General features: G+C 45.6%; 16 protein-coding genes. 5 read left to right on the forward strand and 11 right to left on the reverse strand.

The window, feature by feature from the left end; all coding sequences use genetic code 11:
* The 3 genes from MED92_RS03355 to ylqF form a co-directional block, all read right to left on the reverse strand.
* On the reverse strand, positions 1-342 hold a 342-nt coding region (locus tag MED92_RS03355; protein ID WP_007020073.1), incomplete at its 3' end, for a DUF3450 family protein.
* 154 nt (positions 343-496) lie between these two features.
* On the reverse strand, positions 497-757 hold the full coding sequence (locus MED92_RS03360; protein WP_007020074.1) for a hypothetical protein: 261 nt from the start codon (positions 755-757) through the stop codon (positions 497-499).
* Positions 754-1,680, reverse strand: coding sequence for a ribosome biogenesis GTPase YlqF (gene ylqF / locus MED92_RS03365; protein ID WP_040661505.1), 927 nt, complete (start codon positions 1,678-1,680; stop codon positions 754-756). The genes MED92_RS03360 and ylqF overlap by 4 nt, the downstream gene beginning before the upstream one ends.
* A 199-nt stretch (positions 1,681-1,879) precedes the next feature.
* On the opposite strand from ylqF, the gene MED92_RS03370 reads away from it, so the two are divergent.
* From MED92_RS03370 to MED92_RS03390, 5 genes are all read left to right on the forward strand, one after another.
* A complete protein-coding gene (locus MED92_RS03370) occupies positions 1,880-3,100 on the forward strand; it encodes an EAL and HDOD domain-containing protein (RefSeq protein WP_007020076.1) in 1,221 nt (406 codons plus the stop codon).
* Positions 3,101-3,337: 237 nt separating this feature from the next.
* Complete coding sequence (locus tag MED92_RS03375) at positions 3,338-5,299, forward strand: TonB-dependent receptor domain-containing protein (protein WP_007020077.1); 1,962 nt, start codon at positions 3,338-3,340, stop codon at positions 5,297-5,299.
* Positions 5,300-5,480: 181 nt separating this feature from the next.
* Positions 5,481-6,128: a DUF2889 domain-containing protein gene (locus MED92_RS03380; RefSeq protein ID WP_238321486.1), complete on the forward strand. Its 648-nt coding sequence runs from the start codon at positions 5,481-5,483 to the stop codon at positions 6,126-6,128.
* Between the two features lie 14 nt (positions 6,129-6,142).
* Positions 6,143-6,688: a hydrolase gene (locus tag MED92_RS03385; RefSeq protein ID WP_007020079.1), complete on the forward strand. Its 546-nt coding sequence runs from the start codon at positions 6,143-6,145 to the stop codon at positions 6,686-6,688.
* Between the two features lie 163 nt (positions 6,689-6,851).
* Positions 6,852-8,798 carry an acetoacetate--CoA ligase gene (locus tag MED92_RS03390; RefSeq protein WP_007020080.1) on the forward strand — a complete coding sequence of 649 codons (1,947 nt, stop codon included), beginning with the start codon at positions 6,852-6,854 and terminating at the stop codon, positions 8,796-8,798.
* A 59-nt stretch (positions 8,799-8,857) separates the two neighbouring features.
* Here MED92_RS03390 and MED92_RS03395 read toward each other — a convergent pair whose 3' ends face one another.
* The 8 genes from MED92_RS03395 to MED92_RS03430 form a co-directional block, all read right to left on the reverse strand.
* Entirely contained in the window at positions 8,858-9,331 is a 474-nt protein-coding gene (locus tag MED92_RS03395; protein WP_007020081.1) for a DUF1499 domain-containing protein, read from the reverse strand.
* Between the two features lie 23 nt (positions 9,332-9,354).
* Positions 9,355-9,708, reverse strand: coding sequence for a hypothetical protein (locus tag MED92_RS03400; protein WP_007020082.1), 354 nt, complete (start codon positions 9,706-9,708; stop codon positions 9,355-9,357).
* Positions 9,709-9,721: 13 nt separating this feature from the next.
* Positions 9,722-10,003 (reverse strand): peptidylprolyl isomerase, encoded by a 282-nt coding sequence (locus MED92_RS03405; protein ID WP_007020083.1) that lies wholly within the window; start codon positions 10,001-10,003, stop codon positions 9,722-9,724.
* A 77-nt stretch (positions 10,004-10,080) separates the two neighbouring features.
* Positions 10,081-11,205, reverse strand: coding sequence for a hypothetical protein (locus MED92_RS03410; RefSeq protein WP_007020084.1), 1,125 nt, complete (start codon positions 11,203-11,205; stop codon positions 10,081-10,083).
* A gap of 124 nt (positions 11,206-11,329) precedes the next feature.
* The gene (gene bluB, locus MED92_RS03415) at positions 11,330-12,013 is read right to left on the reverse strand and encodes a 5,6-dimethylbenzimidazole synthase (RefSeq protein ID WP_007020085.1); all 684 of its coding nucleotides are present in this window, start codon (positions 12,011-12,013) and stop codon (positions 11,330-11,332) included.
* 163 nt (positions 12,014-12,176) lie between these two features.
* Positions 12,177-13,364 (reverse strand): quaternary amine ABC transporter ATP-binding protein, encoded by a 1,188-nt coding sequence (locus MED92_RS03420; protein WP_007020086.1) that lies wholly within the window; start codon positions 13,362-13,364, stop codon positions 12,177-12,179.
* Positions 13,357-14,256 (reverse strand): ABC transporter permease, encoded by a 900-nt coding sequence (locus MED92_RS03425; protein WP_007020087.1) that lies wholly within the window; start codon positions 14,254-14,256, stop codon positions 13,357-13,359. The genes MED92_RS03420 and MED92_RS03425 overlap by 8 nt, the downstream gene beginning before the upstream one ends.
* Before the next feature lie 86 nt (positions 14,257-14,342).
* Positions 14,343-14,993, reverse strand: a 651-nt coding sequence (locus tag MED92_RS03430) for a glycine betaine ABC transporter substrate-binding protein (RefSeq protein ID WP_007020088.1), incomplete at its 5' end; no start/stop codon positions are given.

Consider the following 14,993-nt stretch of genomic DNA (forward strand, 5'->3'; position numbering starts at 1 on the left):
CAGGACCATTTCATTAAGCATGGGAAGAACAGCACGATCAGTTTCTTCTATCGATTGAATCTGCTCCTGAAGATCAGCCATCTCTTGACGCTGAGCATTCACCAACAGAGAGACCTGCTGATTGTATGCCTCAGTAACATCTGAGGTTCGCTCATTTGAAAGATATTCCTGCGCAGCTTCGCGAGTAGAAAGATCAATTTTATCAATCTTCTTTTGCGACAACTGATCCCTGGCGTGTGTTTGGACAGTCTGGCTTGTTCCACGAGGAAGCTCATTTGCCATAACAAATGGTACAGCAGCCACTGCCGCAGCTAATGCGATTCTTTTAACTTGTTTGTTCATGCGCACGATCATCTACATGTAATGCAAATGCGAATGATTATCCAGCACAATTGCGTACGCATCAACAGTCTTTACATTATTTACACCAAAATAAAACTCATAAAAAAAGCCGAGGCAGTAACCTCGGCTTATTTTCAGAACATTATGAAACGACTCAATCGTCCTGCTTTTCCTGATTCAGTTTACGAATTTTATCAGCTAACCGCGTCTTGCGATCATTTGTCTGCGAATTAGAGCCATTAGATTGCTCAGCCTCGCGCTGCTTTTCAAAGACCGATTTGTTCTTCTTCTTTTCAGCCTTCGCTTTGCGACGACGACTATCATAGCTATCAGGATCCGCTAGGCGCTCGTTGCGACTTGGACCACTATCATCAATAAAGCCTTTAGCTTTACGACTTTTCCTTAAACGTGTCATTTGTTACTACCTTCGTTTTTTTCATCCTGAGCTTCTTGCGCCAAACGCTCTTGCTCAAGTCGTTCAATCTCTGCTAACCGTCGCTTTTCATCCCACTCAGCCACAGTTTCAAAACTTAATTTACCCAGCTTGCCCGAACGTATCTCATTTAAAAGCAGTGTAGAAGCTTTATTACGATCTACAATTCCTCCAGGACGCAAACAGCCTCGACGACGGCCAATTTCATCAAGCACCTCTTCGGCAAGCTCGGGTATCTCTTTAAGCTTGAAGCGCTCAGTTAATCGCTGTGGGTAATCATCTCGCATAAAGCCCGCAGCAAAGATCGCCACATCTTCATGCTCAATTGCCGTATCTTTAATCGCTCCACTAGCAGCGAGACGATAACCCGAATCAACATCAGCAATCTTAGGCCAAAGAATTCCCGGCGTATCCGACAGGGCCATACCATTCTTAGTGGTGAAGCGTGTCTGACTCTTTGTTACCGCAGGCTCATTACCTACTTTGGCAATTTTTCGACCCAAAAGCGCATTGATCAACGTAGACTTTCCTACATTTGGGATACCCATAATCATCGCTCGGACGGGCCGACCTGCCTCAGAACGTGCCGGCGCCATCTGCTTGCAAATTTCAGCAATCCGATTAATTAGTTTTTTCTGAGTATGATCCAGCGCCATTGCACGTGTGTCAGGCAAACCATTGAAGAAATCCAACCACTCCTGGGTTCTGACATCATCCGCCAAATCGCTTTTATTAAGCAGTTTCAGGGCAGGCTTACCTTTACGCAGGGTATCAACCAGCGGGTTTTCACTGGATTGAGGAAGGCGCGCATCAAGCACCTCGATGATAACATCGACCTCATCCATAACCTTGGCTATCTCTTTCCGGGCTTTATGCATGTGCCCTGGGAACCAGTTGATACTCATTGATCAGTCGTGAAATACTAAAAAGTGGGCTATTATACTTCATGCGATCCATGAATGCTGACCCTGTTTGCTGTTTTCTCTGCCTATAAATTAGCCAAGGTTAATTTACTGATAAAAAAGCGGGAAATAGGCTTTTACCTGAACAGGTTAGTGGTAGACTGCACTTCAGCCTCTTTTTTCAGAAGGACATCGTTTTTTTATGGAAAACACGGATAACTCTCAGGTTTTGATGGCAAGGCAGCCAATCTTTGATCGCAATCAGAAAGTTGTCGCCTACGAGCTGCTCTACCGCTGCGAAGAAGCTCAAGGCCATGCACTCTTTTCCAACTCTGAAGCCACTAGTGAAGTCATTCTGAACGCTTACACAAGCATCTCTGATGCCGGCGAATTAAAACGAGTACCCGCTTTTATAAATTTGACCCGGGATATTTTGGTTGAACAAAAGCTCCCGGAAGTTTCAAAAAAGCATATCGTACTGGAGATTCTGGAAGATATTGAACCCGATGATGAAGTTGTTAATGCGGTTAAGGAGCTTCATTCAGAAGGCTACCGTATTGCGATGGATGATTTTGTTTACGATCCAAAATTCGACGAACTCCTTAAACTTGCACAAATTGTAAAAGTTGATGTTTTCGAGTTAAGCAAAGACGATATTCGCAAACAGGTCCAGGAGCTCAAAAAACACAAAGTCACCCTACTCGCAGAGAAAATTGAAACTCACGAGCAACTGGAAGAGTGCATTGAGCTTGGCTTTAAATTATTCCAAGGGCACTTCCTCAGTAAACCCAAGGTCATCAAAGGCAAAAAAATACAGGGTAGCCAGGTTGCCTTGATGCAGTTGATCCAGGAGTTACAAAATCCGAAAGCTACGCCTGAAGCACTAGAGGAGCTGATCATTCGAGACCCCGCACTGACCTATAAGCTCCTTCGAATAGTTAACTCTGCCGGTTATCACCTGGTTCGTCAGGTAGAGTCCGTTGCCGAAGCGATCGTGCTACTCGGTCTGGAGCAGGTCAAGAAATGGGCCACCTTAATCGCCATGTCTTCTAATCAGGATAAACCTGAAGAGCTATCCCGAAGCCTTCTGGTTCGCGGCCGGATGTGCGAAGAGATTGCCCAGGCTGAAAAACTCAGCAACTATGGCAGCTACTTTATGGCCGGCATGATGTCTGGCCTTCATGCTTTGCTCGACCTTGACCGTGATACCATGCTGGAACAAGTCCCTCTCGGTGATGATATTAAAAACGCCGTAAGCCTAGGAGAGGGAGAAATAGGCAAAGTACTTCGCAATGTAGTGAATTACGAAAACGGTGACTGGGACCTTCTGCCTATGGACCTAGACGGCAACCTATATGACAAGGCCTATCGATCCAGCCTGGAATGGGCTCAGGAATCAATGCAGGCAATGTACGAGCAATAACATCTCGATCTTGCGCGCTATTCGTTTACAAATGTAAAGAGCGTAAATTCATAGCGCGCAAATGAGAATCATAATTAATATCTTCCCTCGTTAGCTTTTCTTGGCGCCCCTTCGCCCGGATTTGACTACCTCCATAAGCTAAAGAAACAGAAGACTGCTGGTACACACCAGTAAAGCAGTCACTTCTCGCTCTTTAATAGTAGTGATTATTGTTTTTACTAGGATTAAGGTTTAATTATGGTTCACCCGCTCAATACTCGCAAACCATTGCATTTGGCTGTAGCCACTGCATTGGCTACCCTGCCTGCCATGAGCTCAGCGGACGTTGAGCATACCGAAAAGGTTGTTGTAACAGGCCAATCAACCAATGCTGATGTTGTGATCGGCAGCGGTGACCTTTCTAAGGTACAAGCACAGAATCTGTCTGATATTTTTCGTAAAGAACCTTCTGTTCAAGTGGGCGGCGGTGGCACTAACACTGCGCAGAAAATTTATGTTCGCGGTCTGGAAGACACTCAACTGAACGTCACAATCGATGGCGCCTACCAATCAGGTACGATGTTCCATCATCAAGGCAGACTGCAGATTGAGCCCGAGCTTCTAAAAGAAGTTGAAGTTGAAGCTGGCGCAGGAGCAGCCACATCAGGACCGGGCGCACTAGGTGGCTCTATCCGCTTCACCACCAAAGATCCCGAAGATCTTATTAAAGAAGGCAACGAATTCGGCGGACTGGTAAAAGCCTCATACGGCAATAATGCCGATTACATAAAAGTACATACGACTGTAGCAGCCAAGGCCTCAGACACTATTTCTGTGATGGCATCATGGACTCAAGCCGATGCTGATAACTATCAGGACGGAAATGGCGATGACCAGGCCCATACTCCAGTAGATCAAAAAGTGGGCTTGTTTAAGCTGCACGCCAAACCTTCGAAAGATCAGGATATTCGTTTTAGCCATAGTGAGACGACAGATGAAGGCACACGTAATTTCCGTGCCAATCAAAACCTTCGTCTGGGCGCTAATGATGCGACCCCCTTGGATCTGGCCCGTAAAACAACAACGCTTAACTATAATTACAATCCCGAAAACGACCTGATCGATATGGAATTGACCCTATATCGTAATGAAGTAGATATGAAGCAGACTGCGCCTAGCGGTTTTGCTGCGGCAGCCTTTGGTACAAACACCCCCGAAGTTGTAACTTATGGCATGGACTTACGTAATACATCCATTGTCGACAAGCACAGCCTAACCTACGGCTTCGACTACAGAGACGAAAAAGGCTCCGCGACACACTCAGATCTGGCTCCTCCGGCTACAGGCTGGACAGGCACTCGTACCGATAACACTGCGCTATTTGGTTTATATCTTCAGGATAATTTCCGTCCTAACGATGACTGGCTATTGAGTGCTGGCTTACGTTATGACCATGGAGAATTCGATTCCTGGGACGGCCATAGTGTCCAGCATGATGAATTCAGTCCTAATGCTAGTGCAACTTACTTCTTCAATCAGGACCTAAATGTACGATTAGGCTATGCCATTGCCCATCGTACCCCAAGTGTTCGTGAAGCTTACATCATAGGTAACTCAGCCTTTGACCCCAACATCACGTCTGAAAAAGCCGAAAATATTGAGATAGCCCTGAACTATGAGAAAAACGGCCTGACTTTTGACGCCGAGATATACAGGCAAGACATTAAAGATCCGCACAACATTTATGGATATGCCAACGAAACTGATGACATCAAAATTTATGGTTATGCCTTACAGCTAGGTTATGAGTGGGAAAATCTGTCTGCCAATTTCAGTGTCACCGACAACGACCCGGAAAAAGGCAGCATAGCGCTTTACGATGCTCATCCGCATGGCACTTCCGTTGGTCGCACATGGATGGCAACGCTTGATTACAGCATTCCGCAACATAACCTATCCCTAGGTTGGAATGCCCGCTTGGTGGAAGATCTGGAAGACGTACCAGCTGGCTCTTCAATTAAAGAAGGTTATGACCTGCACGACGTATACGCCGAGTGGAAGCCTAACGGTGATGAAGACCTCACCCTAACCTTCAGCGTCAACAATTTGTTTGGCGAACTTTACTATGATCACGCGACACAGAGCGATCGTTCAGGCAGTACGATTGGTAACTACGAACAAGGAAGAGATATCCGTCTCTCAGTGGCATACCAGTTCTAAGGAGTTGAAACCCTCGTAAGCGATTACACGGATTTATTCGCCGGTTTCAGAGGAACATCATTGGTAAGCCTCAGCCTTAGCCACCTTCGGGTGGCTTTTTTCGTTCTATTGCGATACGAAAAACCTGCGCTTTTATTTCTTTAATGTATTCAATGAGATTTACCCGTAAAATAGCGCCTCTTTGACCAACTCTCTTTCTACCGCTATGCCATTACCAACACCCACCGCCCGTAAGCTCAAACACACACGCCGCGTTATTTGCGAAGGCTTCAAACGTGAAGATGGCCTTTGGGATATTGAGGCATTTTTGATCGATACTAAATCCTTTGACCTGACGATTCGCGATTCAGAAGCCTGGACACTTCCGGCAGGAGAAGCGCTACATGGGATGTCTATCAGGATTACCGTCGACCTGGAACTGAACATTTTGGATGCGGTCGCAGCAATGGATCACACCCCTTTCAGCCATTGCCCTTCAATTTCGGATGCCTATAAGCAACTTATTGGTCTGAAGATCGAATCTGGCTTTACCAAAAAAACCAAAGAACTTTTCTCTGGCCGTAGCGGCTGTACCCATTTGCTGGAATTGTTAGGCCCTTTGGCTACAGCAGCGTTTCAATCGACTCATCAAGAGCGAGAAGCGGCTGAAAACTTCTGGCAGGGAGCAGATCAACGCCCCCCTCTATTAGATAGCTGCCACGCTCTATCAGCAGATGGCCCTATTGTGAAGCAACACTGGCCTCACTATTATGAGGACAATTCACTGGAAACAATTCCAGTACAAAATCTGGAAAAGGTTAAGTGCTGCAACGAGCACGAACCCGCCTGAACAAGGAAAATTCTATGCTGATTCATCCTAATAAATCATGCCTGTTAATCGTGGATATTCAGGATAAGCTGGTTCCAGCTATTCATGAAGCAGAGACACTCGTTAAAAATACACGCTGGTTGACGGAAATTGCTGTAAAACTCAACATTCCGGTACTCACCAGCGAGCAATACCCCCAAGGGCTGGGCCATACGATTTCTGAAATTGCCGAGATTGCACCAAAAGATGGATTTATGGAGAAGACTTATTTCTCCTGCATGTCTGAGCCAGAATGTAACGAGAAGATTAATTCTATCCGACCGAACCAAGTAATTGTTACAGGTATGGAAGCCCACGTTTGTGTATTGCAAACCGCCTTACAGCTTAAGCAGCAAGCTCGTGAAGTCTATGTCGTCGCTGACTGCGTGTCCTCAAGAAATCCTAAAGACAAAGAACTAGCACTGGAGCGAATGCGCCAGGCAGGTATCTACATTGTTAGCCGCGAAATGGTTGCATTTGAATGGATGCAAAAAGCGGGTACCGATTCTTTCCGCGAAATCAGCAAAAATTACCTGCGTTAATTCCAACCGGTCCACTTTTTCTGAAGTGGACCGGAATGATTATCCACCGAAAAAAGTTTCCGTTTACGTAAACTTACCTATGTACAGGAATTCCCTTATTAGCTATTATTCTTGTCATTGATAGGTATTTTTTCAGAAATAATAATTAGAACGGAAACGACTTATGAGCAATCCGCTGTGGGCACCGTCACAACAACAGATTGAACAAAGCCAGATGTATCAGTTTATGCAGCAGGTCAACCAGCAGCATAATACAACACTGGATTCCTATTCTTCTTTGCATCAATGGACTGTAGAGAACCCAGAAACATTCTGGAACCACATCTGGGATGACTTTGGTGTCATCGGTAACAAGGGCAATGCCCCCTTCCTGGTCGACGGCAATAAAATGCCCGGAGCTAAGTGGTTCCCTGAAGCCGAGCTCAATTTCGCTGAAAACTTACTGAAATACCGTGACGATCGTACTGCTCTGATCTTTCGTAATGAAAAAGATATCCGGGCTGAGATCAGTTACAAGGAACTCTACACAAAAGCTGCACAGTATGCCGCAGGCCTCAAGCAAAGAGGCGTAGGCAAAGGCGATGTGGTTGCTGGTTTCATGCCAAACATCGCCGAAACAGTCATCGCAATGCTTGCAACAACATCACTTGGCGCAATCTGGACATCTTGCTCACCTGATTTCGGTATTCAGGGTGTTATGGACCGTTTTGGGCAAGTTAAGCCGAAAGTACTTTTCACTATTCCCGCTTATCTCTACAACGGTAAGCGCATAGACTGTGTTGAAAAGGTCACTCAGATCGCTGAGCGCCTTGATACCACCGAACAGATCGTATTTGTTCCCTATCTGGATCAGACGGATGATATCAGCAGCGTAAGCAAAAGCTGCTGGCTGGAAAACTTCATCGATAATTCAGCGACCGAGCTTAGCTTTACTCCGGTTTCTTTCGCTGACCCGCTGTACATTATGTATTCCTCAGGCACAACAGGAACACCTAAGTGCATCGTACACAGTGTTGGCGGCACCTTGCTCCAGCACTTAAAAGAGCATCATCTTCATACGGATATCAAACGCGAAGATAAACTTTTCTACTTCACCACTTGTGGCTGGATGATGTGGAACTGGCTGGTAAGCGGTCTGGCATGCGGCTGCACCGTCGTATTGTTTGATGGCTCACCTTTTGCTCCTTCAGCCAAAGTGCTTTGGGATATTGCTGAACAAGAAGGTATCAGCGTTTTCGGCACGAGCGCTAAATACATTGCAGCACTAGAAAAAGCAGGCACAAAACCCGGCACAAGCCATAACCTGCCTAACCTTCGAGCTGTACTGTCCACAGGTTCTCCGCTAGCACACGAAAGCTTTGAGTATGTTTACCGAGAAATAAAAGAAGATCTACTACTGGCCTCTATCTCAGGCGGTACAGATATTCTTTCTTGTTTTGCCCTTGGCTGCCCAATCCTTCCGGTTCACACGGGAGAGCTACAGTGCCGCGGTCTGGGTATGGATGTTGCTATCTTTGATGATGAAGGCAAGGAAATCAAAGAACAGAAAGGCGAGCTGGTTTGTCGCACACCATTCCCATCAATGCCGATCTACTTCTGGGCAGATGAGTCTGGCGAGAAGTATAAAAGCGCTTACTTTGCTCAGTTTGATAACATCTGGGCGCATGGAGACTATGGCGAGTTAACCCAACATGAAGGGGTAATTATCCATGGACGCTCTGATGCAGTCCTGAATCCAGGCGGCGTGCGTATCGGCACCGCTGAGATTTATCGTCAGGTAGAAAAAGTAGAGCAAGTTCAGGAATCTATCTGTATCGGCCAACCCTGGCAGGATGATACGCGCGTGGTACTGTTTGTTGTCCTAAAAGATGGCATTGAACTGAGCGCTGAGCTGCAGAAAGAGATCAAACAGACGATCCGCGCAAATACTACACCGCGCCACGTACCCTCCTTGATTATTCAAGTAGCAGACATCCCACGCACAATTAGCGGTAAGATTGTTGAATTGGCGGTCCGCAAAGTCGTTTTAGGTGAAGCCGTAAGCAACAAAGATGCGCTTGCCAACCCTGAAGCGCTGGATCTGTACGCCAACCTTCCTGAACTACAGTAATAAAAAAAGCCTGCAGCATCGCTGCAGGCTTTTCCTCAAACCGGTATCGCCCCAATGAGCTACATCATCACTGAGAAGCGCTTTTGTAATAGCTCATCGATTCTTTTAATTCGTTTTAGGTTAGCACCGAAGTCCGAGTAACCAACTCTTGAGGCCGAACGAATATTTATCAACTTAGCCTGCAGATCAATTCTGACCTCAAAGTCGTCTACAAAACCAAAAACCCGACTTTGAAAAATCGCAGAGATATAAGTGTGAGATTCTATTTCAACTTCTCCACCCGCTTCCCTGATGATACCTTTAATCAACTGCACCATCTCATCCGGGTTTTCAAACCCGCCTGGAATCTCAATAGGGTGGTAAAAATGCTCTTTATCATCAGAGTATTCAGTACAGACACAGTTTGGCTTTTCGATGCACCTTGCCAATCGACCTTCAACAAGGCCAATCGCTCTGCCCTCTTTTGAGATAAGCGCCATGAACCAAAAGATCAACAGAATACTGATCAACGGTATCAATAAGTAAAATTCCATTTTTAACTTAAAATTCCTTCTCATTACTGCCACTGACCTTGCTGCTGTAGCAGTATATTCCCATCTTGAATTACACTGAGCAGCCCAGAAGCACTTACAGTATAAATAACCCTATCATTTGTAAAGGTATAACCTAAAAACCGACAAGGTGTATTTCCATCAGCACATTTCAAATGCTCAGTTTTACCGATCAATTTGATTGAATGCCCAGTTTTTAGAGAGGTGCCTTTATAAAGAACCTTATCACAGACCACCTCTCCTTCTTCGCAATGCATGCTTAATTCGATCATAAAGCCTTGCGTTTTTAAGACTTGCTTCTCTGCTAACACGACAGAAGAAAGACTTAATACAATACAACCAATAACAAATCTAAGCATGCAAAGTGTGCTCTTAATCTTCTCTGCTAGTTACTTCTAACAGGTGAAAACCGAACTGAGTCTGAATAGGACCTTGCACTACACCCACTTCACCGGTGAATACAGCCTTATCAAACTCCGGCACCATCTGACCACGACCAAAAGAACCAAGATCACCACCCTGTGCAGATGATGGGCAGGAAGAGTGTTGTTTTGCCGCTTCAGCAAAATCCAGCCCTGCCTCAATTTCCGCTTTGATCTGGTTGCACTGTTCTTCTGTATCAACAAGTAGGTGACGAGCTGTTGCGCGTGCCATAATGAATTCCTCTAGATTAATTTATCGCTACAGTAACGATGAACACCCCTGAGGTCCAGTATTAACAGCCCTTTCCTTTATTGTAAAAACGTTAGTTCCTGTTGCCTAGGGGAAAAGCCATAGCTGCCGCCGTGCTTTTCATTTAACAACGCAAGCACTTCAGCATCGGGCGGAGATGGTTCAAGATAACCTTTCTGATAGCACCAACCCACGAAAATCGCGGCTCTGGCCACCTGTCCGTAAACAAGGCTTTCGTTAAAGTAGTAGCAAGCATCCACAAAGTTACTTTTTGCCCACTCAACCTGCCCAAGGGGAAAGCTCGCAAAATGATCCCCTTGCTTATGCCTAAATTCATAACCGGATATCATCTGCCCAGAGTAAAGCTGCTCAATGTTTTTAGATAATTTTTCACAGAACATCAGCACTTCTGAGCTATCAGAATTTTCACAGTTGTTCGGGATAAATTCGGTCACCGCCGATAGCATGCGAGGGTAATAAGTATCTCTTGCTAACTTAGCCCAACGGGTCTGTTCAAAAATGAAGCCAATCGATATCAACTGACCAAGACCGCTATCAGGGAAAAAATCAGCTTTTACTTTATCAGACCAGGCCTCTGCACTATTTTCATGCTGCCTCCTCACATACATAGAAGCGCGAAAGTGATAAAAGGCTCCTTCTGCATGGTGGCCTAGCTCATGTAACAAGACATCAAGCACTGCGCCCCCCAGTAATTGCTGTTTACGCTCAACCAGCAGATTATTCGCAAGTTCTGGGTATTGCTGAAAAGGAGAAACTAAGGCGACCCCATTTGTGTGGGGATGCAATGCCCAAAAATAATGACTGAAATGCTCTTCAATATATTCAGGGCGTTTTAAAAGGTCAGCAACAAGGTACGCTTCAACATAGTTAGAAAGCCCCTGGATGAAATGATCATTTACCAGTATCTTAGGCGGGGTATCATCGATCGCCAATGCCATGGCATTGGTGCCTAAATCAGACACCACATTAATCTGGATATTCTTCAAACGTTCTTGCTGCTTAGCAGGTAACTGTTTGATTACTGGAGTAATTTCTTCAGCCACAATCTGGCTTACAAGCTGGGTATACTGTGCGCCGGTACTTCTAACCTCTAGGGCATTTGCAGAGACAATAGTAAAAGCAAATGAAGCTACAACGACAGCCAAGCTGAGGACGAACCGCATATCGAACCTCCCTGGGTCAACCTATTGTCTGTTCAATAATTAAACAGAGATATATTCACTATAGGTCAAAAACAGGGAATAAATTTCAATATGAAATATCCTCAGGCAGGATCATAACAAACGCCTATCCTTTTCGATTAGCCCAGGTATCGTCAAAAATCATCTCTTCCAACTGTTTTCTTTTTTCCCAATTAGAGAGCTCAAGTTCCGGCTTAGTCAGAAATTCAGAAACATAACCAACACAAAGATAAGCAACCGGCACAACCCCTTCAGGCAACTTCAGTAAGCCCGCGAGCTTATTCTTGTTGATGATGGAGACCCAACCAACGCCAACATTTTCAGCACGCGCTGATAGCCAGAAGTTCTGAACCGCACAAACCGTACTGTATAAGTCCATTTCCGGCTGATGAGTTTTGCCCAGTACGACTGGACCACCCCGATTTCTATCACAAGTGATACAGACATTCAGAGGCGCATCCAGTATCCCTTGTAACTTAAGACTTTGATACTGACTTCGACGATCGCCTTCGAACATCTGCGCAGCTTCATCATTCGCCTGACAAAAAGCAGAGTAGATCTGATTCCTCAATTCCGGGTTTCGTATCAGAATGAAATTCCAAGGCTGGGACAACCCTACAGAGGGTGCATGATGCGCTGCATGTAATATATTAGTTAATACATCATCAGGGACCGGATCGGGTAGGAACTGATTGCGCACATCGCGTCTACCGTACAACACCTGATAAAAGTGCTCTCGGGCTAACTCATCAATATCTGCTTGCGGCTCTGTTTGCTTAGTATGACTCATAGAATACACCTGATTACGAGCCGCTTAGTCTACTTTTGCAAACCCGATTCAACAACCGCCCCAAGGATGAATATTTTTGAGCTAACTATGAATGATGCGAGAAGAATGGCGATGGGGAAAAGTAAGAGAAACTATACAAACCTATAGTTTCTCTTAGATTGGATTATGCAGACCTTTCACCTAACACGTCTGATAAAGTTCCACGGGAGAGTCTACCCGTTAAATTACCGTCTTCGTCAACAACAGGTAATGGGTATTCAGATTCAAGCGTACAAGGAATAACAGATTCAAGCACGGCACCAGGCTCTAGAGGGTCACAAGACTCCATCACATCTACCGTGAGATCTGCAGCTTTGTCATCAGCGTACGCTTCTTTAAGAGCCTCTTCGGTCACAACTCCCTGGAAGCCCTCATCATTGACCACATAGCCATAGTCTTGCTTGAAGCCCTTCATCTGTTTGAGCGCTTCTTCAATCGTTTCAGCGGTAATTCGATAAGCCGGATCTTTCATCACTGTTTCCACAGTCAACGCTCTGGCACGGTTCACATCCCGGACAAATGCTTCTACATACTCTGTTGCAGGATTAAGCAGAATATCTTCCGGTTCACCCTGCTGAACAACCTCACCATCCTTAAGGATCGCAATCCGATCCCCCAAGCGAAGCGCCTCATCCAGATCATGGGTGATAAAGACAATTGTCTTATGCAACGTTTCCTGCAATTTAATCAGTTGATCCTGCATCTCGGAACGAATCAAAGGGTCCAGCGCGGAAAAGGCCTCATCCATCAACAGGATTTCTGCATCTGTGCATAAAGCTCTGGCAAGACCCACACGCTGTTGCTGGCCACCTGAAAGCTGCGAAGGATATTGATCTTCATATCCGGCAAGCCCTACCGTATCTAACCATTCTACAGCTTTTGCTTTGGCCTCAGCGCGATCCACACCCTGAATTTGCAGCCCATAGGAAACGTTATCTACCACATTTTTATGGGGAAGCAGACCGAAACGTTGAAATACCATCGACATTTTATGGCGGCGGAATTCCTGCAGTTCTTTCGCGCCAAACTGCATAACGTCAGTTCCTTCAACCTTAATCACCCCTTCTGTGGGATCGATCAAGCGGTTGAAATGACGAATCAGAGTCGACTTACCTGAACCCGAGAGCCCCATAATAACGAAGATCTCTCCACGCTTGATCTGCAGATTGATATCTTTTAAACCAAGCGTATGCCCAGTCTCAGCAAGGATTTCATCTTTACTTTTTCCTTCATGAACCAGCGGCATATACTTAGCTGGGTTATTGCCAAAAAGCTTATATAGGCTTTCAATCTCAATCAGTACATCAGCCATTTTCCAGCCCCTTCATATGCTCCTGAGCTCGTTTGGCATATGCCTGAGAAACCCGATCAAAAATAATTGCTAATGCCACAATGGCCAAACCGTTCAATAAACCTAAGGTAAAGTATTGATTGGTGATCGATTTAAGCACTGGCTGACCCAGCCCTTTCACCCCAATCATTGAAGCAATGACCACCATAGAAAGGGACATCATGATCGTCTGGTTAATACCCGCCATGATCGTTGGCATCGCCAGAGGCAACTGAACGCCCGTCAGTCTTTGAAAAGGGCTTGCACCGTAAGCGGTTGCAGCCTCCATCACATCTTTATCTACCAGCCTGATACCCAGGTTAGTTAACCTGATGACTGGCGGTATCGCATATATGATAACCGCGATAACCCCAGGAATTTTACCAATACCAAGCAGCATAACGACCGGGATCAAGTAAACAAAAGCAGGCATGGTTTGCATCACATCAAGAACCGGCGTAACAAAAGCCTGAGCCCTGTCTGAACGCGCCATGGCTATGCCGATCGGTACCCCAAGCGCTATCGCCATCAGCGTACACACCAGAATAATACTCATCGTTCGCATCGTATTATCCCACATACCGAAATAGCCGATCAGCATGAAAGAAATGACAACACCCAAGCCCAGTTTCCAGGAACGACTTGCCAAATAGGCCAGACCTGCAATCACTGCAATAACCAACCACCATGGCGTCGCCAAAAGTAATTTTTCAAACCAAACAAGAAATGTCAGGAGTGGATCGAAAAATGATTCGATAAATTCCCCATACTCTCTGGAAAACTCCCTGTACCCGGCATCAAGTGATTTACGGATATCCCGTAAATCCGCTCTATCTAGCTGCGGAAATTCTGTCAGCCAGCTGGACTCAGCCATGTTAAACCTCTTTTATCAATTTCTAAGTTAGGCCATATAAAAAAGGCAAGCATTGATAAATGCCTGCCCCTCTGACCTGATATGAATTAAAGCGCTGCTTTAACTTTTTCAGCAATCTCTGGTGCTACCCAACGCGTCCAGATCGCCTCGTGTTCTTCAATAAAGTACTCCATAGCCACTTCGCCATCAGCCTGGTTATCTTCCATCCAAGCCAGCAGACCATTCATCTCTTTGTTAGTAAAAGAGCGGTTGGCTAAATATTCGTATGCTTTCGGGCTTTCAGATGCAAATTTTTCAGTGGTTACTGTTTGTACCACTGAAGGTGGATACATACCTGGTTTAGGGTCAAGACATTCTTCATTGGTGATACATTCAAGGTGATGCTCTTCATTCACGCCAGTACCAAAATCGACTTTAACCATTTCGTACTTGCCCAGAACAGAGGTAGGGGCCCAGTAATAACCAAACCATGGCTCCTTGCGCTCATATGCCTTAGCAATTGCGCCCGACAAACCAGCACCTGAACCTGGATCGATCATTTCAAAACCAGAATTCTCAAGCTTGAGCGCTTTAAACAGATTGCCCGCACTGATCTGGCAGTTCCAACCTGCTGGGCAGCCGTAAAATGCGCTCATCTCAGGATCTTCAGGATGCTCAAATAGCTTGGCATTTTTCTTAACCCCTTCAATGGTAGCCAGACTCGGATCTTCTTTAACCATGTAAGCTGGCACCCAGAA

The organism is Neptuniibacter caesariensis, from assembly GCF_000153345.1.
GTDB classification, from domain to species: domain Bacteria; phylum Pseudomonadota; class Gammaproteobacteria; order Pseudomonadales; family Balneatricaceae; genus Neptuniibacter; species Neptuniibacter caesariensis.

Bases quoted from the DNA above. Each gene is read 5' to 3' on its own strand.
- MED92_RS03360 (WP_007020074.1), bottom strand. From the start codon at position 757: ATGACACGTTTAAGGAAAAGTCGTAAAGCTAAAGGCTTTATTGATGAT.
- ylqF (WP_040661505.1), bottom strand. From the start codon at position 1,680: ATGAGTATCAACTGGTTCCCAGGGCACATGCATAAAGCCCGGAAAGAG.
- MED92_RS03370 (WP_007020076.1), top strand. From the start codon at position 1,880: ATGGAAAACACGGATAACTCTCAGGTTTTGATGGCAAGGCAGCCAATC.
- MED92_RS03375 (WP_007020077.1), top strand. From the start codon at position 3,338: ATGGTTCACCCGCTCAATACTCGCAAACCATTGCATTTGGCTGTAGCC.
- MED92_RS03385 (WP_007020079.1), top strand. From the start codon at position 6,143: ATGCTGATTCATCCTAATAAATCATGCCTGTTAATCGTGGATATTCAG.
- MED92_RS03390 (WP_007020080.1), top strand. From the start codon at position 6,852: ATGAGCAATCCGCTGTGGGCACCGTCACAACAACAGATTGAACAAAGC.
- MED92_RS03395 (WP_007020081.1), bottom strand. From the start codon at position 9,331: ATGGAATTTTACTTATTGATACCGTTGATCAGTATTCTGTTGATCTTT.
- MED92_RS03400 (WP_007020082.1), bottom strand. From the start codon at position 9,708: ATGCTTAGATTTGTTATTGGTTGTATTGTATTAAGTCTTTCTTCTGTC.
- MED92_RS03405 (WP_007020083.1), bottom strand. From the start codon at position 10,003: ATGGCACGCGCAACAGCTCGTCACCTACTTGTTGATACAGAAGAACAG.
- MED92_RS03410 (WP_007020084.1), bottom strand. From the start codon at position 11,205: ATGCGGTTCGTCCTCAGCTTGGCTGTCGTTGTAGCTTCATTTGCTTTT.
- bluB (WP_007020085.1), bottom strand. From the start codon at position 12,013: ATGAGTCATACTAAGCAAACAGAGCCGCAAGCAGATATTGATGAGTTA.
- MED92_RS03420 (WP_007020086.1), bottom strand. From the start codon at position 13,364: ATGGCTGATGTACTGATTGAGATTGAAAGCCTATATAAGCTTTTTGGC.
- MED92_RS03425 (WP_007020087.1), bottom strand. From the start codon at position 14,256: ATGGCTGAGTCCAGCTGGCTGACAGAATTTCCGCAGCTAGATAGAGCG.